Source organism: Xanthomonas sp. NCPPB 3442 (assembly GCF_056725145.1).
In genome coordinates this window covers 1,363,128-1,389,805 of the sequence record NZ_CM161514.1, presented here as the reverse complement: position 1 = coordinate 1,389,805, position 26,678 = coordinate 1,363,128, and the positions used below count along the sequence as shown (strand labels likewise).

The following is a 26,678-nucleotide window of genomic DNA, read 5'->3' as shown; positions in this document are numbered from 1 at the left end:
TTGCCAGATCTAAGCTCCAACGAAAAACGCACTGACTTCAAGAGCTCACTTGAAATCATGCCCGAGATTTCTTGTTGACAGCGCCTCCCAAAAGACTCGCATGATCATCAGGGACAAACTTGGCTTACCTGCGCAGAGCAGGAAAGACCGCCACCGTTTGCCGAGTACTGCCCGCCACAGGAAAGCGATACAGTCCCAGGTCCATTTGAGGCCACTGACTGACCAGGCGTCAAACTTCCGCTGTAGCCTGGAGACTGTATGCCACAGGTTGTACCGGTAACGCTGCCCGAGGCCTGAGTGCATTGGATGATGGCTGCAGATTTGACAGGAGCCAGACCGCGGAACGAGCTGCCATTCCGCGCAGAGCCAAAGATGGTCTGCTCGGGTGAACACGTCGTGTCATCAATTCTTGCCGCACAGCTCAGACCACCACCACTTGCTGCGTAGGAACCGATGCAATTGAGAACGACATTACCTGGGGCATTTGTACCTATCGATTCACCTACCGAGAGAACCCCGTTCCACCCAGGAGCCTGAACCGAGCAGAAGGTGCCCGCCTCCCCTCCTCCAGTTGCTTGTGTGCAGGTCACAACTGATAAGTTTGACGCTATCGCGCTCCCTTGCGTCGAACCACCATTACGAGCGCTAGCCGTAATCGTTTTGACCGCAGCATCCACTGAACTACAAGACAAAATTCCACACAGAAAAACAGCAAAATGATGGGCTTTTAGCTCAATCATTGCGCAACTCCTTCGGCACTCTGCCAATCGACGAGGCTCAGATCAGCACAGCATTTGGGAATCCCCTGCCCGAAAATTATCTGGACGCAACTTGGCCGTTGTCAACGCAATGAGCATTATCAAACGATTATTTGTGATCGATCACCCACAACTCCGACTGGACCGAAAAATGGGATGCTATGGGGCGGAATGATAGGTTTGGTGTCCACGATGCCGCCGCCCAGCTGGCATTAAATCTCAATGGGCGACGTCAGCCAGGAATAATTTCTGCACACCCGGCAGGAATGTGCAGCTGTAGAGCCTTCTGATATCTGGACTCAATCCTTTGTCACGCGATTGATCTCGGCCAGGCTGGTCACCCCGTGGGCAGCCTTCATCAAGGCCGACTGCCGCAAATCGCGGATACCGATCGCCTGCGCGGCCTCGGCGATCTGCATCGCATTGCCGCCCTCCAGCACGATCGCGCCGATCTCGTCGGTCATCGGCATGACCTGGTAGATACCCGTACGCCCCTTGTAGCCTTCGGTGCACTCGTCGCAACCGACCGCCTCATACAGCTCGATCCCGGCAGCAAGCTGTGCGGGGGTGAATCCTTCGGCCAGCAAGGCGTTGTCAGGCAGCGTCGACTTGCGCTTGCAGTTGTTGCACAACCGCCGCGCCAGACGTTGCGCGATCACCAAGGTCACCGACGAGGTAATGTTGTAGGGCGCGATGCCCATGTTCATCAAGCGTGCGATGGTCTGCGGCGCATCGTTGGTGTGCAACGTCGACAACACCATGTGACCGGTCTGCGCCGCCTTGATCGCAATCTCGGCCGTCTCCAGGTCACGGATTTCGCCGACCATGATGATGTCCGGGTCCTGACGCAGGAACGAGCGCAGCGCTGCTGCAAAGGTCATGCCACGCTTGTTGTTCTGCTGTACCTGATTGACGCCAGGCAGGCGGATTTCGACCGGGTCCTCCGCGGTGGAGATATTGCGTGTCTCGTCGTTGAGGATGCCCAGCGCCGTATACAACGACACCGTCTTGCCCGAGCCGGTCGGCCCGGTCACCAGCACCATCCCGTACGGCTTGTGGATCGCCTCCAGGAACAGCTTCTGCTGGTCCGCCTCATAGCCCAGCTTGTCGATGCCCAGCTTGGCCGCGCTGCCGTCCAGGATACGCAGCACCACCTTTTCACCGAACAGGGTCGGCAAGGTGCTGACACGAAAGTCGATCTGCTTGGTCTTGGACAGATTGAGCTTGATGCGCCCGTCCTGCGGCACCCGCTTCTCGGCGATATCCAGCTGCGACATCACCTTCAAGCGCGCTGCGATGCGCTGGTTCAGCTTCACCGGCGCCTTCGCCACGTTCTTCAACAAGCCGTCGATGCGCAAGCGCACCCGGTAGTCGTCTTCATACGGCTCGAAATGGATGTCCGAGGCTCCCCGCCTGATCGCATCCACCAGCACCTTGTTGACGAACTTCACCACCGGCGTGTCGTCGCCCTTGGCATCGACCCCGGAATCCCCGCCGGCGCCCATGTCCTCGTCGCCGGCCGAGACGTCCAGATCCCCCATTTCCTCGTCGTCGTTGCCAAGCGAAGAACCCAACGACGCATTGCTGGCCTGCCACTGCTCGAGCGTCCGGCGGATCTGATCTTCGTCGACGAGGATCGCCTCGACCACTAAGTTCGTATGGAACTTGATGTCGTCCAGCGCGCGAGTCTGTGTCGGGTTGCTCACCCCTATGAACAACCGGTTGCCGCGCTTGAACAGCGGCAGCACCTGGTGCTTCTGGAGCAGCTCCTCACTGACCAGCTTGACCGCGTTCTGGTTGGCATCGAACGCCGATACATCCAGCAGCGGCATGCCGAACTCGACTGCATTGGCGGCCGCCAGCTGCGAAGCTGTCACCAACTTTTTCTCCGAGAACCATTGAGGCAACGGGACCTTTGCAGTAGCGGCCTGATCCATCGCAGCACGCGCCGCGCCTTCATCCAAGGCACCGTCCTGCACAAGACGCCGGGCGATTCCCGTAATACCAGCCAAGTTAGCTGTGACGACGCTATTCATAGGTCCTACCCTAATTTCTCCGTGTTTATAGTATCGCGGCATTGGCAGTGGCGCATGACCGCCCTACCAGCCTGGTCGCCTGCATGCCCACAATCCATCAATCCATCGATCCGTGACTAGTATCCTGGATCAACCCTGCGGCGAGGTGCTGCGCCTCAGAACTACTTACATAGAGTGCCTGCATTTCGTGATGCGTGAGCCAATCACCTAACCAGCGTTGATCAAGCGGGAAATAGCGCGACCTTTTCAATCTGAAACCTGTCTCGGCCAACAGGTCAGGGCGCGAAAGAAACTCGGCATCAATGAAGGTCAAGTGTGTGGGATCGCTGCGAAAACCCGCCTTTCCCGGCACAATCACCAGCAGTCTTTGTACGCCCAAACGATGAGCTGCCCGAGCCAGCTTGCTGAAAATTGTTGCCGGCGCCTCAAGATGCTCGAGGACATGACTGACCACCATCGATTCGAACCGAATCGAATCGGGAATCACGCTCAACTGCCAATCATCGGCGAAACCGTCGTAGTGATCTACTGGGAGACCCCGGCTGCGGCAATACGCAACAGTGGCATCGTTGTACTCCAGCCCCCTGGAGCCTACAGGCAGCCGGCCAAGCAACTCCCCTACGCCACAGCCGAAATCCAGCGTCGGGCCACTCAACAACGATTTCGCACTTCGCAGATAGGCACTGCGCACCAGCTTCCTCAGCATGGCACGATCGGCCTGATAGCTGGTGTAGCGCTCATCGAAGTCAGCCACGCCTACCCTCATCCGATTTTCTATTGACCAGCAGGTGCAGAGTCCGCGCGGGCACGGCAGCGATATCGTAGGCGAGGAAACCCAGGATGAGCTGAATCCCCACGATCACCTGCAGCGCTGCGAGCATCACGCTACCTGCAGAACTGAAATACCCGGTCTGCGCCGATTGCAGCCAGAAGAACACGCCGGCCGTCGCACCGGAGAACAGGAACAGCACGCCTGCAACCAGTTCCAACGATGCCAGGGACAGGTCGCGCAGGAAATAGTTGTAGAAGATACGCTTTCCAAAGTTGCGTACATGTCGGATGGCGAAATCCAGGACGATCTTGCGCACACTCAGGTTACTGACTTCGTCGCCATACCGTGCATCCATCGGCACATCGACCACCACCGCCCGGATGATATTCAAGCGAAACAGCATGTCGCTTTCAAAAAAATACCGGCGACTGATCTTGTCCAGCGGCATGCGTGCCACCACGCTCGCATGCACGGCTGTGTAGCCATTGGTCGGATCGAAAATGTCCCAGTATCCAGAAGACAGCTTGGTCAGAAACGACAATGCGGCATTCCCGATAATCCGCATCTTGGGCATCCGGCCGATCTGCGCCAGGTCGTAGAAGCGGTTGCCCTTGGTGTAATCGGCTTCGCCTCGAACGATCGGCCCGATCAGCTCCGGTAACGCATCCGGATCCATCTGACCATCGCCATCCATTTTTACGATGATCTCCATGCCATCGGCAACCGCGGACCGATAGCCATTGATCGTGGCCCCCCCGACGCCCAGGTTGGAGGGATTGCGACACACCACCACCCGCGGATCCGCGCAATGCTCCTCCACCCAGGTGCCGCTGGCGTCGGGGCACTGATCGTCAACCACGTAGATGCGTTCGACCTGCGCGGGAATGGAAGCCAGCACATCGAGCACCTTGCTCCTGACCCGGTAGCAGGGAATGACAACCGCCAGGCGCACCTCGAACCTGGCCTCGTCGGTCCTGGGCCACGCATTGGTGGCGTACTGCACTGCAGCCTGCATCGTCATCCCCCAGCGCTGTAGGAGAGACGGTAGACGCGCGCCAACAACGCAGCAACCGCACGAGGCCAAAAGCGCTGGAACATCATCAGGTCCTCCTTGGCTCGCATGCCCGACAGCACCCCGTCGCTGGTGGTACTTGCTGCATGCACACGATGCAGCATGGATACCTTGCGCACACGCACGAACGACCCTTGCTGATCGGCTGCGCGCGTCCACGCGTCCCAATCCAGGTTCAACCTAAGATCTTCCCGAAAAACGCCCCAGCCGGCGTCCTTGCGAACGGTCACCGACGGGCATGGTACCGCGCACCCAAACATCAACAGGCGCCGCTTCGAAGTCCTTGAGCGAATCACGGATGCCCCCAGAAAACCCATCTCCTGCAAGATCCACTTGACCACCAACATCGGCGTCATTATGCGCCGCTGCTCGCCCGCCAGTTCGCCGTAACCGGTCATGATCAATACGGCACCAGGCTCCTGCGCGATGGCCGCCTTGGTCTCACTTGCGAAGTCGGGCAGATAGACATCGTCCTGATGCGCCAATGTGACCCAGCGCGCAGACACCGTACCCAGAGCCAGATTCCAGTCGTGACCGATGCCCCGCGGCGCATCGGTATGCACTACCAACCTTGCGCCGTAGCACGCCGCCAGTCCCGCAATTTGCGGGCTGGGGGTGGACGTGCTGATCCAGATCGGCGATGGCGACGACTGCGCGACCAGCGAGCGCAGACAAGCGTCTAGGTAAGGCGAATCACCGTATGCGGGCACTACGAACGCATGGTCGACTGTGGCGGGCATCCCCTTAGCCTGCCTGCGCGGTGAGCGAAACCAGCGCAACCCCGGTGGAGATCAGCACCAACCCAACCCATTGCCACGGCGTCAATCGCTCCCCGTAGAGCAACCAGCTGAGCAGGGCCAGCAGGAGATAGAAGAAGGCCCCGGAAATCGCAAACGCAACACCCAGCTTGACGTGGCGAACCACCAGCATCCAGACCAGAAACCCAATGCCCTGCACCGCCACCGCAGTGATCACACTGGGCGACAGCACCGCCGCCAATAACCACTCGCGCGCCGAGGGCGCTGGCATCCGAGCAGCGATTTGGGTCAGCCCATGCTTTACCAGCAGCTGGCTCCCGATAGTCGAGCATGTCACGAAAAAAATTAGAGCTACTTCACGTATCATCAGATTGCCGCGTTCGGGATGGGCCTGACCGCGCATCGAATGCCTGCGTGTCGTCGTGAACAGCATAAGTGCTGCGAACCGACCGCACCACTTGCGCAAACGGGCCAGAAACAGTGACAAATTTGGTCACCTTCCGACCCCTTTGGTCTCCGCGTAGAACTGCATCTCCGGAAGAGTTCGCCTGAGCGCTTGTTAAACGGCAAGCTGCTGGAGTTGGCACGTCGTTTGCTTGGATCAACACGTGGTAGTCAGGCATAGCCACGGCCCGATCCCTGCCAACCAGGGCAACGGTCAGCGAAGTGCTCTATCCAGTCCCAATTCCAATCCAAGCCAAGGCCGAATCAATGAAAAAGAATATGCAACAGGGCTTCACCCTGATCGAACTGATGATTGTGATCGCCATCATCGCCATCCTGGCCGCCATCGCACTGCCGGCCTACTCCGACTACACCAAGAAGGCCAAGGTCTCGGAAGTCGTACTGGCTGCTTCGTCGGGTCGTACCACCATCTCGGAGTATGTCGCTGCGAACAATGGCAACTGCCCCAGCAGCAGCGTGCTTGAGAGCCAGTCGTCTACCTATGTGAGCGGCGTCAGCAACAGCGGTTGTGTGATCACCGCCGTCAGCGCTGTCTCCGGCGCGACCGGCAATATCATCCTGACCGGCAAGGTGGATCCGTCGACCTTCCAGGTCGACTGGACCTGCGGCGGCAGCGTGCAGGCTAAGTATCGTCCGGGCTCCTGCCAGGGCACCAAGCAGTAATCGGTACGCTTTGACGAAGAACCCCGGGAAACCGGGGTTCTTTTTTATTGCTTGAGAATAATGCCAATGGACAAGAGATCCCTTAAGTCGACCATCTTGCTGCTCGGCATGACGCTGTTGACCGCCATACTTTACTGGCCGGGGCTAAATGGTCCCTTCCTGATGGACGATCAGCAGCACCTGCTGTTGGTGCAATCCTGGCATCAGGGACAGATCGGCTTCTGGGACATGGCCGCCGGCAACGGCAACTGGCTGTTTCATCGCTCGCTTGCCATGGCCAGCCTGGCTTTGAATGTCGCCATCGGCGGCGACTCCAGCACATCCCTAAAGCTAGGCAATCTGCTGGGGCATTTGTTATGCGCCTGGATCGCCTATGCTCTGTTCCGCCAGCTTCTTGCTCGCGATCGCAACCTCTCAGCTCATGCCGGGCTGATCGCCACACTGATCTGTAGCCTCTGGCTGCTGCACCCGATCAATGTCAGCACGGTGCTTTATGTCGTGCAACGCATGAGCGAAATCGCCGCCATATTCCCTTTATTGGGAGTGGCACTCTACGCAACCATCCGCAACCGCATGCTGGCAGGGCGGCTTAGGGCAACCCCAGCTCTGGTATTGCTGTTCCTCGGCATCCCACTGCTGACCCTGTTAGGCATCCAGGGCAAACAGAGTGCCGTAGTGCTCATCGGGCTGTGCCTGGTGGTCGAGCTCGGGTGGTTCCAGGAGCCGCGCGACTGGCCCTGGGTATTGAAAAGTTTCTATCTGGTCTTCGTTGCAGTACCGCTACTGGCCTTCCCGCTGGTACTGCACCACTACTGGCAGCCACTTGAGGCTGCCATGCTTGACTGGGGCATGACCCCTACCGAGCGACTGCTGACCGAGCCACGAGTGCTTTGGCAGTACCTGCGCATGCTCGTCGCTCCCTACTCGCCGGCGATGGGCATTTATAACGACGACATTGCCATCTCAAGCAGCCTGCTCAGCCCAGTGTCGACCCTGCTCTCGGGCGCCGGGCTCATTCTGATCAGTGTCGTTGCCTGGCGCGTGCGCAAGCGCCTTCCGGCGACGTTCGTCGGCTGGTTCTGGTTTCTGGTGGCGCACTCGGTCGAGGCAAGCATCGTGCCGATCGAACTCTACTATGAGCATCGCAACTACCTGCCTCAATTCGGCATCTGGCTCATGCTCATTGACCTAGCCGCAGCCGCACTTCGTCACCTGGACAAGTCGGGGATGAAGGCACGCATGCTGGGCTTGACCCTTGCCGGCGGCTTCATCGTAGTGCTGAGCATCCAGACCTGGTCGAGGGTCATGGTCTGGCAGACCTCACTGGGCATCAGTTTGACAGCGATCGAAACCCACCCAAATTCGGCACGAGCTCACGTCGCCTTCGGTTTTGCGGCGATGCAGGCAGGACTTGTCGGGGATACGTATCGGGTTTTCGAACAGTTGGCCGCCAATCCCGACCCTGCGCTTGCTGCGATTGGCAAGGTCGAACTTACCGTGCTGAACTGTCATTTGAAAAGCGACAGCGATCCCGAGCTGCTGCTACAAGCTGGGCGCCAGTCCACCGCTTTCATCAATCCGGTACTGCCGTACGCAATCTCGAACCTGATGGAAGTCCATGCACGCCATGGTTGCGGCCGCGTCACCTCGGCGGTATTGGCCGAGACGATCGAGGACGTTCTGGCACGGGCGACAGGCCAGCGTGAAGCCTCCCAGGCAAAATGGTCCCTGCGATACAACGCGGCGCTAGCACACGACCAAGCAGGCGACTGGCGCGACGCTCTCAAACAGACGAGAATTGCGTGGTCGCGCAGCCCAGATCCAACAATCGCATTGTTTCATGTGAAACTTCTCCTGCGGTCCGGCGACCTGAATGCGGCCAAGGCCGCATTTTGGGATGTCATGCGTCGCGCACGCTACACCAGCGTAAGCGAGCTGGAGGGCGCTTCGCGCGGCGCTGCTCTGCGCGCAATGCTGAAAGAAATCAACAGCTACGCAGCGGAGCATGGCCAGCAAGGCTTGCACTGAAGAGGCACGATGAAGGCAGGGCGGTTCGTGCCGCTGCTGGCCCAGCAGGTGCGCGACCCGCTATTATCATCACGTATACCGGCATGGGGTGCCGGTGGGGAGATCTGGCAATGTCAGCACTTGGCAGCACTGTGAAGAAGGGGGCTAAACCGGCCAATCGCGTAAACGCGATGACGTCGTTCGTTTGGGAAGGGACAGACAAACGCGGCGTCAAGATGAAGGGGGATGAACTGGCTCGCAATGCAAATATGTTGCGCGCCGAACTCCGTCGCAGGGGGATCAATCCCACTGTCGTCAAGACAAAGCCTAAGCCGCTGTTTGGCGCAACTGGCAAGCCGATCAAACCTAAGGACATCGCATTTTTCAGTCGCCAGATCGCGACCATGATGAAATCCGGTGTCCCGATGGTCGGCACTCTGGAAATCATCGGCGAGGGCTCCAAAAACCCCCGCATGCGAAAGATGGTTGGCGAGATTCGTACCGACATCGAAGGCGGATCGTCGCTCAACGAAGCGATCAGCAGACATCCAGTGCAGTTTGACGAGCTCTATCGCAACTTGGTCCGGGCCGGCGAAAGCGCCGGCGTGCTGGATACCGTGCTAGATACCGTGGCGACCTACAAGGAAAATATCGAAGCACTGAAGGGCAAGATTAAAAAAGCCCTTTTTTATCCTGCAATGGTGATGGCAGTAGCGTTGATCGTCAGTTCCATATTGCTGATCTGGGTGGTACCACAGTTTGAGACGGTATTCTCCAGCTTCGGGGCGGAATTACCTGCGTTCACCCAGATGATCGTGAATCTTTCTCGATTCATGGTTTCCTGGTGGTTCCCAATCCTGTTAGTGATCGTTGGGTCGGCCGTTGGGCTGATAATGGCCTACAAGCGGTCACCCCGGATGCAACATTTATTTGATCGTCTGATTTTAAAAGTGCCAGTAATCGGCAAGATTATGCACGACAGTTCGATTGCCCGATTTGCACGAACAACCGCCGTCACCTTCAAGGCAGGCGTTCCTTTGGTCGAAGCGCTGGGAATCGTCGCGGGCGCGACTGGTAACAAGGTCTATGAGGAAGCAGTCCTGAGGATGCGAGACGACGTATCTGTTGGCTACCCTGTCAATCTGTCGATGAAGCAAGTCAACCTTTTTCCGCACATGGTGATTCAGATGACTGCGATCGGCGAAGAGGCCGGTGCGCTGGATGCCATGCTGTTCAAGGTCGCTGAATACTTTGAGCAAGAAGTCAACAACGCCGTCGATGCATTGAGCAGCCTGCTTGAGCCTATGATCATGATCTTTATTGGCACTATCGTCGGCGGCATGGTCATCGGCATGTATCTTCCGATCTTCAAACTCGGCGCAGTGGTTGGATAAGACGTAATGGCATTTCTCGACCAGCATCCCGGTCTCGGCTTTCCTGCCGCGGCCGGACTGGGACTGCTGATCGGCAGCTTCCTGAACGTGGTGATCCTGCGCTTGCCCAAGCGTATGGAGTGGCAATGGCGGCGGGATGCGCGCGAGATTTTGGAACTGCCGGATATCTACGAGCCGCCGCCGCCCGGGATCGTGGTGGAGCCGTCGCACGACCCGGTGACAGGCGACAAGCTCAAGTGGTGGGAAAACATTCCGGTCCTGAGCTGGGCGATGCTGCGCGGCAAGTCACGCTACAGCGGCAAGCCGATCTCCATCCAGTATCCACTGGTCGAGTTGCTCACCTCCATCCTGTGCGTCGCCAGCGTGTGGCGCTTCGGCTTTGGCTGGCAGGGCTTCGGCGCGATCGTATTGAGCTGCTTCTTGGTGGCAATGTCGGGCATCGACCTGCGCCACAAGCTGCTGCCCGACCAGTTGACCCTGCCGTTGATGTGGCTGGGCCTGGTCGGATCGATGGACAACCTGTACATGCCGGCCAAGCCTGCCCTGCTGGGCGCTGCGGTCGGCTATGTGTCGCTGTGGACGGTGTGGTGGCTGTTCAAGCAGCTCACCGGCAAGGAAGGCATGGGCCATGGCGACTTCAAGCTGCTGGCCGCGCTCGGTGCCTGGTGCGGCCTGAAAGGCATCCTGCCCATCATTCTGATCTCCTCGCTGGTCGGCGCCATCCTCGGCTCGATCTGGCTGGTGGCCAAGGGCCGCGACCGCGCTACCCCGATCCCGTTCGGCCCCTACCTGGCCATTGCCGGCTGGGTGGTGTTCTTCTGGGGCAACGACCTGGTGGACGGCTACCTGCACTTCGCAGGCCTGCGTTGACCCTGGCAGGACGATGAGTGATTTCATCGTCGGTCTTACGGGCGGCATCGCGTCAGGCAAGAGCGCGCTGGCCGCCGAGTTCGAGAAGCTGGGTGTACCGGTTATCGATGCCGATGTGATTGCGCGGCAGGTGGTGGCGCCAGGTCCCATTCTCGATGCCATCACTGAGCAATTCGGCCACGGGATCCGGTTACCGGATGGGACACTGGACCGCCGAGCGCTGCGCCAAATTGTCTTCGCCGATCCAATTCAACGGAAGGCGCTCGAAGCCATCACGCACCCCGCCATCCGCGCCGAACTGCGTCGCGCGGCACTGGCTGCCCCGGGACCGTACACCATCGTGGCGATCCCGCTGCTTGCCGAAGCCGGGGGACGTGCCACCTACCCGTGGCTGGACCGCATCCTAGTCGTCGATGTCCCGGCCGCCTTGCAGCACGCGCGCCTAATGCGTCGCGATGGCGCAACACCCGAATTGGCAAGTCGGATGATCGCCGCGCAGGCAACGCGCGAACAGCGAGAAGCCATCGCAGACGATATTGTTAGCAATGACCGCACTCCGGAACAATTGGAGCAGGAAGCGCGCAGGTTGGATGTTGTCTATCGGGTAGCCGCTTCAGAGCATTAGCGCTTGATCGTAGGCAACGATGGTGCGGCCGTGGTTGCAAACCATGTCACGAACATCGGCGAAAAACGCTACTTTTCGCATTGCAGAAGTGCAGACAATGCGCCCAAGTGACACTTCGGGCATAGTTGCATGAATACACCCCTTGCCCCAGCCATTATTTTAGCCATCAAGGAAGAGAGCAATGCATGCCAGAAGCAGCAATTCATTTATCACCCAGTCAAATAATTCACCGTTAATTTCTCAAAAGCGATTCACGGCAATCGCGCTGCAACAAGCATCAAAACTTGTTTTAACGACGGCGCTCTGCCTTCCTACGTCTGCTGTACTCGCTCAAGACTTCGAAGTTAGCAAAATCCCACCGCTACCCGGTGAATTCAACCCTGAGATTGACAATTATGGCGCTGGCTGCCGAATCCTCCAATGTGGAGGACAAGGCAACGGACTATGGAATGGACAACCCGCATCAATAGTGGTTATCAGCTACACAGGACCGGAGGGACCAGAACTTCGCCCTTACATTGCGGCTGGATTTTCAAGCGCAAATAATTGCACCACAGACAATTCCACTTGCCGACCTTCAAGCAGCGGTTATTTCCCTACATTGTTGGCAAAACATTGGCAATGCCCAGCCGGATTTGATCCCAATCCAAATAACATAATGACATGCATTCGTCGGCCAGTTGACCCGGGCAAGAACAACCAATGTGATGCACCAACATCTGGCTCTTGCACCGCAGGAAATCCGGTCAATTTTTTTACTGGCACCAAGCTACAGAAAGATATAGATTTCTCTGCACCCGCAACTAAACTCCAATTCGCTCGCTTTTACACCAGCGGAAATATTGGGCTTGATGCCGGCTCTCCGCTAGGCATTGAGTGGCGACATTCTTACATGCGGTCCATCAGAGCCAACTTAACATCGGGCGCAAAAACAGTTCTGCTAACAAGACCAAGTGGCAACTCTTATTTGTTCAAGGACGTGGGAAGTGGCGAATGGCATGCAGAAAGCGACGTGCGCTACGTACTCGAGGAAGTTAGGGAGGACGGGGCGCTGGTGAGCTGGCATGTCCACGCTCCCGATCAGACCATTGAAGAGTTTGATGCAGCTGGCAACTTGCAGAAAATCGACTACCCTGACGGCGATTTTATAACCTTTCACTACAGTGAGGGGAAAGTTTCAATAGCGACTGATGCGAATGGGCGAAGTCTTGCCTTTTCATACAAATATGGGCACCTAGATTTTATTACGCTGCCGGATGGGGGGAGGCTGACGTATGCGTTTGATGATAAAAACCGATTGAAAAGCGCCTCGATGCAGGATGGCTCAGTCAGATCCTATCTCTACCAAGACAACAACTTCCCCAGTGCCCTGACGGGAATCGTCGATGAGCAAGGCACCCGATTCGCATCCTGGGAATACGATCAGTCAGGTCGCGGAACACGCAGCTATCATGGTCCAACCTCGGATCCGGCGGATGACACAAAGATCGCCTACGGCCAAGGCTCAGCAACGGTAACAAGCGCGCTAGGCGCTTCCTCTTCGTTTGCCATGAACGTCAGCTACGGGCGAGCCAAATTTGCGTCGGCAACTACCAATTGTCCTGCGTGCGGTACCGCGCAGAGCATCAAGAGCCAAACCTACGATGTCTTGGGCTATGCCGATGTCAAGCAGTACTTTAATGGCACGAAGGTAGATGAAGATTACAACGCGCGCGGGCTTCGCACCCTGGAAACAACATCGCGCGACGGCCTGACCATCAAAAAAGTTGCAGTCGACTGGCATCCGACCCTGCCTACTCCCGTCGCCAGATCGATTTATTCTGGCGCTGGCGACCTCTATCAGAAGCAGGAGTGGACGCTCACCCAACGTGGGCAGATCCTGACTTCCGCTATCACGGATGGCAAAACCGGCACTGTCAGAAAGAATATGAGCAGCTTCTGTGAACAATCAGATGTTGATGCGGGTTCCGGTTGCCCACGCGCGGGGTTGCAACTGACAGCCCAGCACTACGATGGCACTCAATGGCGAATTACACGCTTCAACTACTACATGACCGACGACGCAGGCTGCGCTTCTTCCACCAGCAGCTGCCCGCACCGCAAAGGCGACCTCTGGAAAATCACCAATGCCCTAGGCCGCATCACCGAATACCTCGCCTACGACGGCGCAGGTCGCCCGTTGTCCATCAAGGACACCAACGGCATCGTCACCGACTACACCTATCACCCGCGCGGTTGGCTGACCGCCACCAAGGTGCGTGGGGCCGATGCCTCCAGCGAGGCAGATGACCGCATTACCCGCATCGACTACTTGCCCACCGGCCTGGTCAAGCAGGTCACCCAGCCCGATGGCGCGTTCACCGCCTTCACCTACGATGCGGCGCATCGGCTGACCGACATCACCGACAACGCGGGCAGTACCGTCCACTACACGTTGGACAATGCCGGCAACCGCATCAAGGAAGACACCAGCGATGCGTCGGGCACGTTGAAGCGCACGCTCTCGCGCGTCTACAACCAGCTCGGCCAGCTCAACACGCAGGCCACTGCCGCCAGCGACCCGACCGACTTCGCGTACGACGCCAACGGCAATGCCACCACCGTGACCGATGCGCTGGCAACCGCGACGCAGAACGAGTACGACCCGCTCAATCGCCTGTCGCGCACGCTGCAGGATGTCGCCGGCATCAAGGCCGACACGAAGTTCGAATACGACGCACTCGACAACCTGACCAAGGTCACCGACCCCAAGGGCTTGGACACCACCTACGACTACAACGGGTTTGGCGATCTGGTGAAGCTCACCAGCCCGGACACCGGCGTCACCAGCTACACCTACGACAGTGCCGGCAACCGCGCCACCCAGACCGATGCGCGCGGCAACACCACCGCCTACAGCTACGACGCGCTCAATCGCCTGACCAAGGTCACCTACCCCACCACCAGCCTCAACGTTACCTACACCTACGACGTGACCCAGACGGCCTGCACGAGCGGGGAGACCTTCTCCATCGGCCGCCTGACCAGGATGCAGGATGGCGGCGCGATTACCCAGTATTGCTACAACCGCTTCGGCGATCTGGTGCGCAAGGTACAGACCAGCAACGGCACCGCGCTGGTGCTGCGTTACGACTACACCGTCGGCGGCCAGCTGCGCCGCATGACCTATCCAGACGGCGCGGTGGTCGATTACGTGCGCAACGCGCAAGGCCAAACCACCGAGGTCGGCGTGACCCCGGCCGGCGGCAGCCGGCAGGTGCTGCTGAGCAACGCCAGCTACTACCCATTCGGCCCGGCTGCCGGCTGGACCTACGGCAATGGCCGCACCCTCGCCCGCCAGTACGATCTGGACTACCGCCCGCAGGCGATCCAGGACACCCGCCCGGGCGGTCTTGACGTAGGCTTCGGCTTCGACCCGGCCGGCAACCTCACCGCACTGACGCCAGCCGGCAATTCAACGCCGGAGATCGGCCTGGGCTACGACGCGCTGGGCCGCCTGACCGGCCTCAAGGACGGTCGCACCGGCACCCTGATCGACGGCTACAGCGTTGATGCCACCGGCAACCGCCTCAGCGCCAAGGTCGGCACGGCCACGCAGATCTATAGCTATCCGGCCGACAGCCACCGCCTCAGCGCCGTCGCCGGTGTGGCCCGCACCTATGACGCCACCGGCAACACCACCGCCATCGGCGGCACCGCCCGCCAGTACACCTACGACACCACCGGCCGCATGACCCAGGCCCGCCGCGCCGGCGCGGTGACCATGAACTACCGCTACAACGGTAAAGGCGAACAGGTGCGCCGCTTTCTCGGCACCACCAACACCTACACGCTCTACGATGAAGCCGGCCACTGGCTGGGCGACTACGACAGCAATGGCGCGCCCAAGCAACAGGCGATCTGGCTGGACGACCTACCGGTCGGCCTGCTCGCAAACGCCAACAAACTGCACTACATCGAGCCCGATCACCTGGGCAGCCCGCGTGTCGTCATCGACCCAGCCCGCGATGTGGCGGTATGGACGTGGAGCTTGAAGGGCGAAGCCTTCGGCAACACCGCGCCGAATCAGGATCCGGATGGCGATGGGGCTGCGCTGGTGTTGGATATGCGGTTTCCGGGGCAGCGCTTCGATGCGGCGAGTGGGTTGAATCAGAACTACTTCCGGGACTACGAAGCGGCTACCGGTCGGTATGGACAGAGTGATCCGATTGGATTGAAAGGCGGGACAAGCACATATAGCTACGTAGCGGCCAATCCGATCAACTCTCTGGATCGGAACGGCTTACTGGGAACCCCAGGACCTGGCTATAGATTCGAAAATCACAAGGAGCTTGCCCGGGCCGAGGCGATTGCAAAGCTGCAAAGGTGCAATGTAGAAGATTGCGATCCGGGCAACCCTTACAAAATAACCGAGTCGCAGAAGGCGGAGGTAATCTCCAAAGTGATGTTCGCCACCATCTATCGTGACAACTCTGTCGGAACCTGCGGTTATGCAAATCCAAATTTGGACCCAAATGCTATCGGCATCGGCAATGCCATCTTCTCAGGAGCAGGATGCTGCTCAATGGCCTCGGTCATCGCCCATGAGGCTGTGCACTTGGTACTTGGCAGCCCACTTTCGCTTAGCCTTCAGCAAAACTACGAGGGCGTCGCTAGATACTTGCAGCAAAAATGCTTTGGCTGCGGATCTGCCTTTGAATAATATTTTCAAATACCTGCTTATCTTTTTTACGGGCAGCATATCCATGCTAACAACGGCGTGTGGGCGAGGCGACATCGAACCGCCCACGCAAATTAGCGCGGGCAGCGATTATGGCGATCTTGGAAAATTTCATAATTGCCAGGCCATTGCCAGAAGACAACTCTCCGACATTGAGAAGTGTGAAATTAACTTACTCAAGAAAGAGTGCACCCCTTCTGCCGATTGTCTGATCACGTGCCAATCCAGTCCCGATGGACATAAGGTAGGCGGAGGCTGCTACCACCTCTGCTTTAGTACTGTAACTGGCCACAACTGGAGCGAAAGACCTAAAGCTGATTTCAGCAGCTGCGACGCCCAGTCAAAATGAAATAAAGGACAGTACGGAGGCCTGAAAAATCCATATCCATATCCATATCCGTAGCCGGCCACACTGTTAGCGGTTGCGCACAGTGAGCTGAACTTGAGAACCTTCAGGAGCTCTTTTGCGGATAAAAATCGCAACGGATCGCACGATCAGGATATTTGCCCTGGCCGCTGGTACGACAAAGCTTACTTTTCATCTGATCCTACTCCACTCATTTTGCACAGTTGACATCCCAAGCAACCAGTAGCAACCTCTACCTCAAGGAGCGTAGAAACTCCTCTAGTAGCGGTACCCACCTCCGTGAAACCGGTGGGTTTTTTGTGCCTGTTCGCAGGTGCAAGCCGACGCGATGCCTGCGTCGGGAGGGCGGCTAATACAACACTCCTTCGGGAGGAATACGCCCGCCGACTACTAGCGGTTTCTAACCTCCCGACATCCCGTCGCCAGCCGGCGACGGTGCCTGTTCTTCGAAGGAGGCGTTGTCATGACAGATGCATCGGTATTGGCTGGTGGGCGTCGTCGCTCGGTGGTGCTAGCGGAGGTGAGGCGATGAGCCGGGCACAGTCTCCAACCGCCAAGCGGTCCAAATCGAACGCCAAACGCACCGCTACCGCCAAGCGGGCAGCTACGGCGGTAAAGGACACGCAGCCCATGCGGCTGGTGCCCTCGCCCACGTTTGATGTGGACAACCTCGCCTTCGACCGTCGCCACAGGCCTCCCGTGGACGATCTGCCGCCGCGGCCACCGCGCAAGGCACGCAGGCCCACCCTTTGCACGGTGGGCTATGCGTTTTACGAGGCCGAACCCGGCCGGCCGCACAGCCAGCGGATTCCCAGCCTGCGCTTGCGCGGGCTGTGGCTGGAGCAGTTGGGGTTTGCGGTTGGGTGCAAGCTGCAGATCACTGCACGTGCGGGCAAGTTGGTGGTGACGGTGGTGGAGCGCTGAGCTGGGTTTTGGGTGTGGTTGTTGTCTGGGGGCGCTGCCCTGAGGGCGCAACAGGTAAGGCCATCGCGCCCTGGTGCGCTCCTACGCGAACGCGGGTGGTTGGCTAGCGATGAAACGCCAATGTCGCAATCACGCCCCGCTCCTGCCCTGGCCGTACGCTGACCCGCCAGCCGTAGAGGTCGCATAGCCGGCTGACGATCGACAAGCCGATGCCGCCGCCTTGGGAGTGCCCGGCATGGGTGCCGCGGTAGCCGCGTTGGAATAGTTTGGCGGCGTCTTCTTCGCTCAGGCCGGGGCCCGAATCGATCACTTCCACTGCATCGCCCAGCACGCGCACGCGCACCTGGCCATCCTGGGTGTATTTGACGGCGTTGCCGATCAGGTTGCCGAGCGCGACCGACAGGGCCGATTCCGGGGCATCGATGACCAGGTCACGCACGCCTTCCAGCACGAGCTCCAGGGGTTTTCCACCGAGCTGCGCGCGGTGCGAGTCGATCAGTTGTTCGGCCACCTTGGCGACGTTGCTACTGCCCTGCCCGCGCTCGTTGCGCGAGAGCAACAGCAACGAGCCGATCAAATCGCTGCATTGCTGCTCGGCGCGCTGGATGCGTTGCAGCCGCTGCAATACCTTTTCGTCCAGGTTCGGTTTGGTCAGCAGCAGCTCGGTAGCGCCGCGGATCACCGCCAGCGGCGTGCGCAGTTCGTGGCTGACGTCGGCGTTGAATTCGCGGTCGCGCTGCACCACTTCGGTCAGACGCGCCGAGTAGTCGTCCAGCGCTTCGGCCAGCTGGCCGACTTCGTCGTCCGGAAAATGCGCCGCCAGCGGTTTGGGTTGGCTAGTGCCGCCACGATAGGCCCGCAGGCGCGCAGCCAGATCGGAGACCGGGCGCATCACCTTGGACGCAGACCACCAGCCGATCAGCAGCGAAAACCCGCTGAACACTAATACCGACAAGATCAGGGTGCGCTTGAGCTGGATTTCGCCCTTCAGCGCCTGGGTCATGTCGTAGGCGAGGAAGAACCATTCGCTCGGCGTTTTGCGCACCGCCAGCTTGTACGAATAGGTATTGCCGCTTTCGTCGACGCCGGTGATGGTGTGGATGCCGTCGGGCAGCTGGTACCATTCCGGTTGTTCGCGGCGCAGCGCTTCGAACTTGTCGCTTTTGACCACGCGCCCGCGCATCTGCTGCAGGGGCAGATCGGGGTTGCGCATCGGATCGGAGTAAAAGCGTTGCGCGAAGGCGTCGATGTTGCGGTTCATCACGTCTTCCACCAACTGGTTTTCCACGCGCGAGCGCGCCCAGTTGGTGGCGAAGGCGAACAGCGTTGTCAGGCAGAAGCCCAACAACACGAACGACAGAATGATGCGGCTGCGCAGGCGCCGCCGATAGCGGCCGCGCCTGCGCGCCGGCCGCGTCTCGCTCGTACTTTCAGGCATCGGGCGAGGCGATGCGGTAGCCGATGCCGTGGCGGGTCTGGATCATCGGCACATCGAACGGCTTGTCGACCACGGCGCGCAGGCCGTGGATATGCACGCGCAACGAATCGGAGTCGGGCAGTTCTTCGCCCCACACGCGGGTTTCCAGTTCCTGGCGCGTAACCACCGCCGGCGAGGCTTCCATCAGCGCCTGCAGGATCTTCAGCGCAGTCGGGTTGAGTTGCAGCAGCTTGCCGCGGCGACGCACTTCCAGCGTATCCAGGTTGTATTCCAGATCGCCGGTTTCCAGCACGCGGGTGTGCACACCCTTGCCGCGACGCGACAGCGCGTTGAGGCGTACCTCCACTTCCTGCAGCGCGAACGGCTTGATCAGATAGTCGTCGGCGCCGGAGTCGAAGCCGGCCAGCTTGTTGTCCAGCGAGTCGCGCGCGGTCAGCATCAACACCGGGGTCTGCTTGCGCGCCTCGTTACGCAGCTTGCGGCAGACCTCGATGCCATCCATGCCAGGCAGGTTGAGGTCGAGCACGATGGCGTCGAACTCGTGCACCACGGCAAGGTGGAGGCCAGTCACCCCGTCGGCGGCGAAGTCCACCGTATGACCACGGTCTTCGAGGTAATCGCCGAGATTTGCGGCGATATCGCTGTTGTCTTCAATTACTAGAATTCGCACTGGAACCTCGTTCGTTAAGCTGTTTTTAGCGCTGGCGCCGAGAAATTTCGTCTTGACTCACCGTGGTCTGACGGCGCCGCTGGGCAGCCGTCATGCACTGTTTCGTACTCATCTGCGACCCAGTCGCGCGCTCGCGCCGACAAATCAGCCGGCTATCTTCGCGTGCCTTGGTCAAAATTCGGGTGACGAGCTCCTGATCGTTGCGAACCGCTGCCAATTGCTCTGGCTGCAGTGCCTGGATATCTGGCTGCGTCTGGAATGCTGCTTCGATTCGATCCAGCGCAGCGTTCACCTTAGCGCGCTCATCCTGACTGATCTCGGAGTACTTCTCGCCGTCGGCAAGATCGGTACGGACCTGCGCCGCCTGAGGCTCGAACGGCTTGTCCAGATCGAGCACCACCGCCGATGCATGACCGCTCATCAGGCCCGTCGCGAGCAGCAGTCCCGTAACACTCCATCGTTTTGCCATGCGACGCCTCCTTGCCCGACCGATTTAACATTGGCGAATGTAGACGCGAACCCCTACAGCGGCAAGCCGTCCATAAAAAGGCCCAAGTGCGACACCGCACTTGGGCCAAAAGTTCATCCCGATCACCGTCACTGCCGAGAGCGGAGCTACGGTCGGGAGAGGCTAGCGAGGCCGTAATTAGATTTTCGTTAATTTTTTGGTAAAGCCGTTAGCCGGCCGATCGGCGGACGGACTGCTCAAGGTGCTGGACAATCGCCGCGGCGACGTCCACGCCGCACACGCCTTCCACTCCTTCCAAACCTGGGGTGGAGTTGACCTCCAGTACCAGTGGGCCGCGTTTTGACCGGATCAGGTCGACCCCTGCCACTGCCAGGCCCAAGGCGCGTGCCGAGCGCACCGCCACTTCCTGCTCCTGCTCGGTTGCCTCGGCCACGGCTGCAGTGCCACCCAGGTGCAGATTGGACCGGAAATCGCCTTCGGCCGCCTGGCGGCGCATTGCTGCGACGACCTTGTCGCCGACCACGAAGCAGCGCAGGTCGGCCCCTTCGGCTTCACCGATGAACTCCTGCACGATGAAGTTGGCGTACAGCCCGCGCAGCGCTTCGACCACCCCGCGCGAAGCGCTGGCCTTTTCGGTCAGGATCACCCCGGCGCCTTGCGCCCCCTCGTTCAACTTCACCACATGCGGCGGCGGGCCGAGCATGGAGAGCAGGTCCTGGGTGTCGTCGGGGTTGTCGCCGAAGACGGTGACCGGCATGTCGATGCCCTGCGCGGCCAACAGTTGGTGCGCGCGCAGTTTGTCGCGCGAGCGCAGGATGGCGTCCGACGGGTTGGGCGTGTAGGTGCCCATGAACTCGAGCTGGCGCAGCACTGCGGTGGCATAGCGGGTGACCGAGGCGCCGATGCGCGGGATCACCGCATCGAAGCCGGTGATCGGCTTGCCCTTGTAGTGCAGGCTGAAGCCGTCGGCGGCGATGCGCATGTAGCAGCGCAACGGGTCGAGGATGCGCACGGTGTGCCCGCGCTTGCGTCCGGCTTCGATCAGCCGCCGGGTCGAATACAGCTTGCTGTTGCGGGAAAGGATGGCGATTTTCATCGCGGCGGGTACGCGGCGCGGCTTGGACATGGGCAGAGTCTGATGACGAAGTGACCCAAGTCCGTACAGTGCAGGCCGATTGCGCGTTCGCGGCAGGCCCGCGATGTACGCTGCGATCAGGCCGACTGCGACGGCCCCGAGAATGAAAGAGCGAAGTACCGCGACAAGTCCAACAACGCTGTGGCTGCACGGCCTCAACCGGATCGATGCTAGCAGGGCGTTGGCGCGTCGCTCAAGCAACGCAGACGCGTGGTTGCGCAACGCACTTCGCGCGTGCCTTATCCAGATCGCAACCCGTCGGTGGCCTTGCCCGATTGCTTGCGCATGGCCGCACTGTGGCGCGCGTGCGCGCCGACGGGACGTTGCGAGGGCACGCCACGTCAACGATTCCGACGGCCGCCCTCACGCCACACCCCTGTTGCCGTAACGCGTTTTGCACAGCTGTAGACGCAATGCTTGAGGCCCCTCAATGCCGGCGTGCCGGCGCATCCGAGACTCTCCATGCGACGTCCAGCAAGCGCGGCCTATGCCAATCCCTCCCGCATCCGTCAGGGGCGCCCGTTCCCACGCGGTGCCGTCTTCGACGGCAAGGGCACCAACTTCGCGCTGTTTTCCGCGCATGCCACGCGTGTCGAGCTGTGCCTGTTCGACGAACAGGGCAACGAAACCCGCGTCGACCTGCCGGAGTACACCAACGAAATCTGGCACGGGTATCTTCCCGATGCCAAGCCAGGCCAGCGCTATGGCTATCGCGTACATGGTCCCTATGCGCCGACCGAAGGTCATCGCTTCAATCACAACAAGCTGTTGCTGGACCCGTATGCGCGCGAGCTGGATGGCGACCTGATCTGGTCCGACGAGCTCTACGGCTACACGGTGGGTCATCCCGATGGCGACCTGAGCTTCGACGAGCGCGATAGCGCACCCTTCATGCCCAAGTGCGTGGTGGTAGAAGACACCTACGACTGGGGAGACGACACGCGCCTGCTCAAGCCGTGGAATGAGACGGTCATCTACGAAACCCATGTGCGCGGCTACACGATGCGCAATCCGCAGGTACCCGAGGCGGTGCGCGGCACCTTCGCCGGCCTGGCCCAGCCGCAGGTACTCCAGTACATCAAGGACCTGGGCATCACCGCGGTGGAGCTGTTGCCGGTACACGCCTACCTGGACGACCAGCATCTGCTCGACAAGGGGCTACGTAATTACTGGGGCTACAACACCATCGGCTTTTTTGCGCTGAAGTCGCGTTACCTGTCCAGCGGCCATCGCGATGAATTCCGCGACATGGTCAAGGCCATGCACAAGCAGGGGCTGGAAGTGATTCTGGACGTGGTCTACAACCACACCGCCGAAGGCAGCGAGCTGGGGCCAACCTTGTCGTTCAAGGGCATCGACAACGCCAGCTATTACCGCCTGGCCGACGACAAGCGCTACTACATCAACGATACCGGCACCGGAAATACGCTGAATCTGAGCAATTCGCGGGTGATCCAGTTCGTCAACGATTCGCTGCGCTACTGGGCCGGCGAGATGCATGTGGATGGCTTCCGCTTCGATCTGGCCACCATTCTTGGCCGCGAGCCGAGCGGCTTCGATCAACGTGGCGGCTTCCTGGATGCCTGCAACCAGGACCCGCTGCTGTCGGAGGTCAAGCTGATCGCCGAGCCGTGGGACTGCGGCCCGGGTGGTTATCAGGTGGGTCACTTCCCGCCGGGTTGGTCGGAGTGGAACGACAAGTTCCGCGACAATGCGCGCGAGTTCTGGAAAGGCGAAGACGGCAAGCTGGCGGAATTTGCGACCCGCTTCACCGGTTCGGCCGATCTGTTCGATCGCCGCGGCCGGCGCCCGTGGGCATCGGTGAACTTCATCACCGCACACGATGGCTTCACCCTGCGCGATCTGGTCAGCTACAACGAAAAGCACAACATCGATAACGGCGAGGACAATCGCGACGGTTCGTCCAACGATGGCTCATGCAACTACGGCGAAGAAGGCGACACCGATAACGCCGAGGTGTTGCAGATCCGCGAGCGGCAGATGAAGAACCTGCTTGCCACGCTGCTGCTATCGCAAGGCACGCCGATGATGCTCAGCGGCGACGAGCGCGCGCAGACCCAGGGAGGCAACAACAATACCTATTGCCAGGACAACGAGATCACCTGGCTGGATTGGGAAAACGATCCCACCGACGGCCGCCTGACCGAGTTTGTGAAATCACTGACCCGTCTGCGCAAGCGATACCCGATCCTGTCGCGGGGCCGCTTTCTCAACGGCCAATACAACGAAGAAGCCGGTCTGCGCGATCTCACCTGGCTCAATCCGGGCGGCATCGAAATGGACGATGCGCATTGGACCGACCCCGCCGCACGTTCGGTGGGCCTGCTGCTGGAAGGCAAGGCGCAGACCTCGGGGGTCAAGGAACTGGCCAATGACGACACCTTGCTCATCGTCATCAATGCTTATCACGAGGGCGTGACCTTCACCTTGCCCTCCTCCGATGAGCCGGTGCACTGGAAGCTGGTGCTCTCCACCGACGAAGCGCTGGAAGTGGACATGATGCCGGCCGGTGCCAGCGAATTCCTGGCCCCGCCGCGCAGCGTGTCGGTCTTCGAGTGCAAGAGCGACCAGTAAAGCCGTCCCAGCAACGCACACTCAGGAGCGATGCTTGCTGCCTACCGGCATCGGAGAGGCAGCAAGCGTTTTTGTTTCCGACGATGGAATGACGGAAGGGTCTTGCGTGCGCCACGCGGCTTGCGCGTGGCCAGGGTAATGTGCCGATGGCAACACCCCAGCGAGTCTGTGCGATCTCTCACGTTGGCCGCGTCATCATTGCTTTCTCCCTGGATCAGGAATCAGCAGGCGTCAGCATCCATCGCTGAGATTTGCGCGGGAAACACGGCGAACGCTTTCTCGCAATGATTGAGCGCGTGGGTTTTGCTTGAAATCGGGAATTGAATGCGTTGTTTGAAGACACGCAACTTGCGGCACTCGAGCGTTCATTCCACGGCCAAAAGCCAGCAGACGCCACCAAAAAATCTGCGGCCAACCGGACTTGAAGCGTGCAAACACCACAACATCTATCGCTGCCAGATCATCAAAAGTCCGGCATGGCTCCGCAGACCAACGAAATCAGCCAAGTGTCTTGGAATAACACGCGCAAAGCAGGGCGCTGTGCGCCAGACATTCACCAAAAGATCGAAGGCCAAAAGCAACGCCTTGCCCATTGCGGGCCTTCGACATCCCTTGTGGGGCGACTCAACCCGGATACAGCGGGAAGCGCTTGTCCGGATGATTGGCTTTCCACTCTTTATAAGAGCTGGTGCCTTCCCAGGCCTTGAAGGCGCGCGGCGTACGACCACGGCCGGACCAGGTTTCGCCGGAATGCGGAATCCAGTACTTGGCGACCACTTCGCCGGTGGAAGACAGCGGCCCCTTGGTCTTGCCGGTCATCGCCAGCGAGGCGATCTGGGATTTTTGCTTGGCATTGAAACGGTTGCCGAACTGGGTAAGCACCTCGATCACCTGGTCGAAGGCTTCCAGCGTCTGGGCGTATTTCAGCTGCGCTTCTTCCTGCTCAAGCTTGCGCAGCTCTTCCAGCAGTTGAGCCCGGGCGGCGGCGGTGGGTGAAGCGGGCGAATCCTGGCGCATTGGCAAAACATGAGGTATGGGCGGGTCAACGAGTATTGCCGCTGGGCCGCCCAGCGTAAAGCGCCCGGGCCCGTGCGGGTCTGCTGGCGCTCAGCGATGGCGCAGCAGGGCGTGCTCGCGGGCCATGGTCAGGACCGGGCCGATTCGCCCGGCACGGATCAGTTCGCTGCAGTGCTTGCCGACGAATTCCACCCGCGGCGTGCGAAACCACTGCACCACCCGATCCAATTCGCCGGCATTGATCGACCAGGCGTGGTAGACCGCCTCGCCCAGCTCCTCCACGCCAATCAGCCCGAGTTCGCGGATCTGTTCGGGATCGAGCGCGAACATGTCCAAGACCTTGCCCGCATTGTCCGGCGTGACATGGCCGGTGCGCACGTGCCTTGCCAGCCCGGCGCCGTAGGCGATCGACGCCACCCACGCAGACTCGGCACGGCGCATCCCCTTGATCAGCGCGCCGACGAGTTGGGAATGGGTGGTCATGCCTGCACTATGCGGCGGCGCTAGAGCAGGCTCAATCGGGATCTCCCCGACTCTGCGCAAGAAAATTCAGAAGCCGGGAGGCCGGCGGGCCTCGGTACGCCGCAGCACCATCACCGCCGCGCCGGTCTCCATCCCGCAGCAGCCGCTTCATTCACCGAACAGAAGAAGCGCTCGCCCTTCGCCGGCGAGATATGCGTCTTTGCATAATCGCGCTGGCCCGGCATATGAAAGATCTTCTTGCCGTCACTGGAGATATTGCCCTTGATCCTGCAATTGCTTGGCGCCGATGCCTCAACCTGGCGCGTGGTTGCTGTCCGCGCCTTCTTGTCGCGGCGGTAGTCTGCCGGCATCTGAAACGCGCCCTGCCAGAGATTGCGGCGCTGCTGCTGCGCGAGGCCCTCGTCTACCTCGAACGCGGTAGCGTATTGACGATAGGCGACCGCCCAGCCAGAGCGCACCATCCAGGCATTGACGGACTGCCCCTGCACGAAGCATTCGGCGACCGTGCGGCCATAACGATCGGTATCTTTCGGCTGGCAATGCACGGTCTTGTCCAGCAGATAGCCATCCAATGCCGCTGCAGCGCGGCGGCCGCACGGCCAGGCGCTGCCATCGTGTGCGCTGCACTGTTGCGCGCTCTCCGGCGCATCGATGCCCCACAGACGGATGCGCTGATGGGCAACGGTGATGGTGTCACCGTCGGTCACCGTCGCACGACCAACTAGCTCTGCAGCACTTACGGGTAAACCAACAAGCACCAGTACCGACAACACCCAGCATTTCAACAACTTCAACAACTTCAACAGCCACTTCCTTCCAATCGGCAGACTGCGCTCCGCGTGTCTTGCCTTAGTGCCACTGCAGCCGGTCGGCCTGGTCAAGCATTCCATCGAACCTGACATCTGCGCCGGCAACCAATGCCAGCGCAGGGGCGGGCACTGTATGCCAATCCATCCGCGATGCCCATCCTTTTTGCTCGTTCTTTGTGCAGGTTTCAGATGTCTTCCATGCGCAGAGCGGGCACGCAGTGTGATGGATGGCGCGCAGGCAGATAAGCGCGCTCTGTCGCTATTGATGACACGCGAAAATTCGCTGGAGGATATTCAGCCGAAGCAATGACCAGACGGGTGCCAGAGGCGAATTTCTTCAGCATGCACATTGCGCCGCTCGTTGCGCACGATGCGTCATGTACAGCGCGGGACGCTGCCAACACCGAACGCGCGATGACCAACGTCGATGCGCTGTGGCTCAGAGTGATGCGCAATCGCGTAGCGCCGATCACCTGATCACCGGCTGCATCAATCGGGGGAGAGTGAACTGCGGAGCGATGCGCTCGGCAAGAAAACGTGCCGGATATGGAGCGGGCGATGGGAATCGAACCCACGTCAGTAGCTTGGGAAGCTACAGCTCTACCATTGAGCTACGCCCGCCTGGCGCTGA

Annotated in this window: 22 protein-coding genes, 1 tRNA gene and 1 pseudogene; 10 read left to right on the top strand and 14 right to left on the bottom strand. The window is 59.9% G+C overall.

Annotation, left to right across the window (positions count from 1 at the left end):
• Window positions 1-1,057 precede the first annotated feature (1,057 nt).
• The 5 genes from pilB to AC1POX_RS06000 all read right to left on the bottom strand — a co-directional run bounded on the left by pilB (window position 1,058) and on the right by AC1POX_RS06000 (window position 5,883).
• The gene (pilB, locus tag AC1POX_RS06020; protein WP_071117396.1) at window positions 1,058-2,794 is read right to left on the bottom strand and encodes a type IV-A pilus assembly ATPase PilB; all 1,737 of its coding nucleotides are present in this window, start codon (window positions 2,792-2,794) and stop codon (window positions 1,058-1,060) included.
• A 97-nt stretch (window positions 2,795-2,891) separates the two neighbouring features.
• The gene (locus AC1POX_RS06015; RefSeq protein ID WP_157733690.1) at window positions 2,892-3,548 is read right to left on the bottom strand and encodes a methionine biosynthesis protein MetW; all 657 of its coding nucleotides are present in this window, start codon (window positions 3,546-3,548) and stop codon (window positions 2,892-2,894) included.
• Window positions 3,541-4,569 carry a glycosyltransferase gene (locus tag AC1POX_RS06010; RefSeq protein ID WP_372356859.1) on the bottom strand — a complete coding sequence of 343 codons (1,029 nt, stop codon included), beginning with the start codon at window positions 4,567-4,569 and terminating at the stop codon, window positions 3,541-3,543. The genes AC1POX_RS06015 and AC1POX_RS06010 overlap by 8 nt, the downstream gene beginning before the upstream one ends.
• 14 nt (window positions 4,570-4,583) lie before the next feature.
• Window positions 4,584-5,378, bottom strand: coding sequence for a glycosyltransferase (locus AC1POX_RS06005; protein ID WP_005915828.1), 795 nt, complete (start codon window positions 5,376-5,378; stop codon window positions 4,584-4,586).
• Window positions 5,379-5,382: 4 nt separating this feature from the next.
• Window positions 5,383-5,883, bottom strand: a complete 501-nt coding sequence (locus tag AC1POX_RS06000) for an EamA family transporter (protein ID WP_372356858.1) — start codon at window positions 5,881-5,883, stop codon at window positions 5,383-5,385.
• Between the two features lie 236 nt (window positions 5,884-6,119).
• Here AC1POX_RS06000 and AC1POX_RS05995 point away from each other — a divergent pair, with 236 nt between their 5' ends.
• The 9 genes and pseudogenes from AC1POX_RS05995 to AC1POX_RS05955 all read left to right on the top strand — a co-directional run bounded on the left by AC1POX_RS05995 (window position 6,120) and on the right by AC1POX_RS05955 (window position 17,431).
• Window positions 6,120-6,524 carry a pilin gene (locus AC1POX_RS05995; RefSeq protein ID WP_372356857.1) on the top strand — a complete coding sequence of 135 codons (405 nt, stop codon included), beginning with the start codon at window positions 6,120-6,122 and terminating at the stop codon, window positions 6,522-6,524.
• A gap of 66 nt (window positions 6,525-6,590) precedes the next feature.
• A complete protein-coding gene (locus tag AC1POX_RS05990) occupies window positions 6,591-8,552 on the top strand; it encodes a hypothetical protein (RefSeq protein ID WP_071117393.1) in 1,962 nt (653 codons plus the stop codon).
• A gap of 110 nt (window positions 8,553-8,662) precedes the next feature.
• On the top strand, window positions 8,663-9,925 hold the full coding sequence (locus AC1POX_RS05985; RefSeq protein WP_069288196.1) for a type II secretion system F family protein: 1,263 nt from the start codon (window positions 8,663-8,665) through the stop codon (window positions 9,923-9,925).
• A gap of 6 nt (window positions 9,926-9,931) precedes the next feature.
• The gene (locus tag AC1POX_RS05980; RefSeq protein WP_003491180.1) at window positions 9,932-10,795 is read left to right on the top strand and encodes a prepilin peptidase; all 864 of its coding nucleotides are present in this window, start codon (window positions 9,932-9,934) and stop codon (window positions 10,793-10,795) included.
• A 13-nt stretch (window positions 10,796-10,808) separates the two neighbouring features.
• Window positions 10,809-11,420, top strand: a complete 612-nt coding sequence (gene coaE / locus AC1POX_RS05975) for a dephospho-CoA kinase (RefSeq protein ID WP_277572157.1) — start codon at window positions 10,809-10,811, stop codon at window positions 11,418-11,420.
• A gap of 181 nt (window positions 11,421-11,601) precedes the next feature.
• Window positions 11,602-12,333: pseudogene (locus tag AC1POX_RS05970) on the top strand (DUF6531 domain-containing protein); the annotation flags it as partial.
• Window positions 12,334-12,387: 54 nt separating this feature from the next.
• Complete coding sequence (locus tag AC1POX_RS05965; RefSeq protein ID WP_481108607.1) at window positions 12,388-16,122, top strand: RHS repeat-associated core domain-containing protein; 3,735 nt, start codon at window positions 12,388-12,390, stop codon at window positions 16,120-16,122.
• Window positions 16,115-16,489, top strand: a complete 375-nt coding sequence (locus AC1POX_RS05960; RefSeq protein ID WP_127171639.1) for a hypothetical protein — start codon at window positions 16,115-16,117, stop codon at window positions 16,487-16,489. The genes AC1POX_RS05965 and AC1POX_RS05960 overlap by 8 nt, the downstream gene beginning before the upstream one ends.
• 546 nt (window positions 16,490-17,035) lie before the next feature.
• Window positions 17,036-17,431, top strand: coding sequence for a SymE family type I addiction module toxin (locus AC1POX_RS05955; protein ID WP_136732875.1), 396 nt, complete (start codon window positions 17,036-17,038; stop codon window positions 17,429-17,431).
• Window positions 17,432-17,534: 103 nt separating this feature from the next.
• Here AC1POX_RS05955 and AC1POX_RS05950 read toward each other — a convergent pair whose 3' ends face one another.
• The 4 genes from AC1POX_RS05950 to rimK all read right to left on the bottom strand — a co-directional run bounded on the left by AC1POX_RS05950 (window position 17,535) and on the right by rimK (window position 21,104).
• A complete protein-coding gene (locus AC1POX_RS05950; RefSeq protein WP_008576864.1) occupies window positions 17,535-18,869 on the bottom strand; it encodes a sensor histidine kinase in 1,335 nt (444 codons plus the stop codon).
• The gene (locus tag AC1POX_RS05945) at window positions 18,862-19,539 is read right to left on the bottom strand and encodes a response regulator transcription factor (protein ID WP_003490678.1); all 678 of its coding nucleotides are present in this window, start codon (window positions 19,537-19,539) and stop codon (window positions 18,862-18,864) included. The genes AC1POX_RS05950 and AC1POX_RS05945 overlap by 8 nt, the downstream gene beginning before the upstream one ends.
• A gap of 25 nt (window positions 19,540-19,564) precedes the next feature.
• On the bottom strand, window positions 19,565-20,008 hold the full coding sequence (locus AC1POX_RS05940) for a hypothetical protein (RefSeq protein WP_039582692.1): 444 nt from the start codon (window positions 20,006-20,008) through the stop codon (window positions 19,565-19,567).
• A 208-nt stretch (window positions 20,009-20,216) separates the two neighbouring features.
• The gene (rimK, locus tag AC1POX_RS05935) at window positions 20,217-21,104 is read right to left on the bottom strand and encodes a 30S ribosomal protein S6--L-glutamate ligase (protein WP_029820072.1); all 888 of its coding nucleotides are present in this window, start codon (window positions 21,102-21,104) and stop codon (window positions 20,217-20,219) included.
• Between the two features lie 501 nt (window positions 21,105-21,605).
• On the opposite strand from rimK, the gene glgX reads away from it, so the two are divergent.
• Window positions 21,606-23,738 carry a glycogen debranching protein GlgX gene (glgX, locus tag AC1POX_RS05930; protein WP_031423887.1) on the top strand — a complete coding sequence of 711 codons (2,133 nt, stop codon included), beginning with the start codon at window positions 21,606-21,608 and terminating at the stop codon, window positions 23,736-23,738.
• A 624-nt stretch (window positions 23,739-24,362) separates the two neighbouring features.
• On the opposite strand, the gene AC1POX_RS05925 is transcribed toward glgX, so the two are convergent.
• The 5 genes from AC1POX_RS05925 to AC1POX_RS05905 all read right to left on the bottom strand — a co-directional run bounded on the left by AC1POX_RS05925 (window position 24,363) and on the right by AC1POX_RS05905 (window position 26,668).
• Complete coding sequence (locus AC1POX_RS05925; RefSeq protein WP_008576847.1) at window positions 24,363-24,755, bottom strand: H-NS histone family protein; 393 nt, start codon at window positions 24,753-24,755, stop codon at window positions 24,363-24,365.
• Between the two features lie 90 nt (window positions 24,756-24,845).
• On the bottom strand, window positions 24,846-25,238 hold the full coding sequence (locus AC1POX_RS05920; RefSeq protein WP_008576845.1) for a hypothetical protein: 393 nt from the start codon (window positions 25,236-25,238) through the stop codon (window positions 24,846-24,848).
• Between the two features lie 110 nt (window positions 25,239-25,348).
• Window positions 25,349-26,041 carry a thermonuclease family protein gene (locus AC1POX_RS05915; RefSeq protein WP_029820074.1) on the bottom strand — a complete coding sequence of 231 codons (693 nt, stop codon included), beginning with the start codon at window positions 26,039-26,041 and terminating at the stop codon, window positions 25,349-25,351.
• Window positions 26,042-26,232: 191 nt separating this feature from the next.
• Window positions 26,233-26,391 (bottom strand): hypothetical protein, encoded by a 159-nt coding sequence (locus AC1POX_RS05910; protein WP_159065595.1) that lies wholly within the window; start codon window positions 26,389-26,391, stop codon window positions 26,233-26,235.
• A gap of 203 nt (window positions 26,392-26,594) precedes the next feature.
• Window positions 26,595-26,668, bottom strand: a tRNA-Gly gene (locus tag AC1POX_RS05905).
• Window positions 26,669-26,678: the final 10 nt, after the last annotated feature.

Excerpts from the sequence above, each read along its gene's own strand:
- pilB (WP_071117396.1), bottom strand. The coding sequence starts at position 2,794 with ATGAATAGCGTCGTCACAGCTAACTTGGCTGGTATTACGGGAATCGCC.
- AC1POX_RS06005 (WP_005915828.1), bottom strand. The coding sequence starts at position 5,378 with ATGCCCGCCACAGTCGACCATGCGTTCGTAGTGCCCGCATACGGTGAT.
- AC1POX_RS05995 (WP_372356857.1), top strand. The coding sequence starts at position 6,120 with ATGCAACAGGGCTTCACCCTGATCGAACTGATGATTGTGATCGCCATC.
- AC1POX_RS05990 (WP_071117393.1), top strand. The coding sequence starts at position 6,591 with ATGGACAAGAGATCCCTTAAGTCGACCATCTTGCTGCTCGGCATGACG.
- AC1POX_RS05985 (WP_069288196.1), top strand. The coding sequence starts at position 8,663 with ATGTCAGCACTTGGCAGCACTGTGAAGAAGGGGGCTAAACCGGCCAAT.
- AC1POX_RS05980 (WP_003491180.1), top strand. The coding sequence starts at position 9,932 with ATGGCATTTCTCGACCAGCATCCCGGTCTCGGCTTTCCTGCCGCGGCC.
- coaE (WP_277572157.1), top strand. The coding sequence starts at position 10,809 with ATGAGTGATTTCATCGTCGGTCTTACGGGCGGCATCGCGTCAGGCAAG.
- AC1POX_RS05955 (WP_136732875.1), top strand. The coding sequence starts at position 17,036 with ATGAGCCGGGCACAGTCTCCAACCGCCAAGCGGTCCAAATCGAACGCC.
- AC1POX_RS05950 (WP_008576864.1), bottom strand. The coding sequence starts at position 18,869 with ATGCCTGAAAGTACGAGCGAGACGCGGCCGGCGCGCAGGCGCGGCCGC.
- AC1POX_RS05940 (WP_039582692.1), bottom strand. The coding sequence starts at position 20,008 with ATGGCAAAACGATGGAGTGTTACGGGACTGCTGCTCGCGACGGGCCTG.
- rimK (WP_029820072.1), bottom strand. The coding sequence starts at position 21,104 with ATGAAAATCGCCATCCTTTCCCGCAACAGCAAGCTGTATTCGACCCGG.
- glgX (WP_031423887.1), top strand. The coding sequence starts at position 21,606 with ATGCGACGTCCAGCAAGCGCGGCCTATGCCAATCCCTCCCGCATCCGT.
- AC1POX_RS05925 (WP_008576847.1), bottom strand. The coding sequence starts at position 24,755 with ATGCGCCAGGATTCGCCCGCTTCACCCACCGCCGCCGCCCGGGCTCAA.
- AC1POX_RS05920 (WP_008576845.1), bottom strand. The coding sequence starts at position 25,238 with ATGACCACCCATTCCCAACTCGTCGGCGCGCTGATCAAGGGGATGCGC.
- AC1POX_RS05910 (WP_159065595.1), bottom strand. The coding sequence starts at position 26,391 with ATGCTGAAGAAATTCGCCTCTGGCACCCGTCTGGTCATTGCTTCGGCT.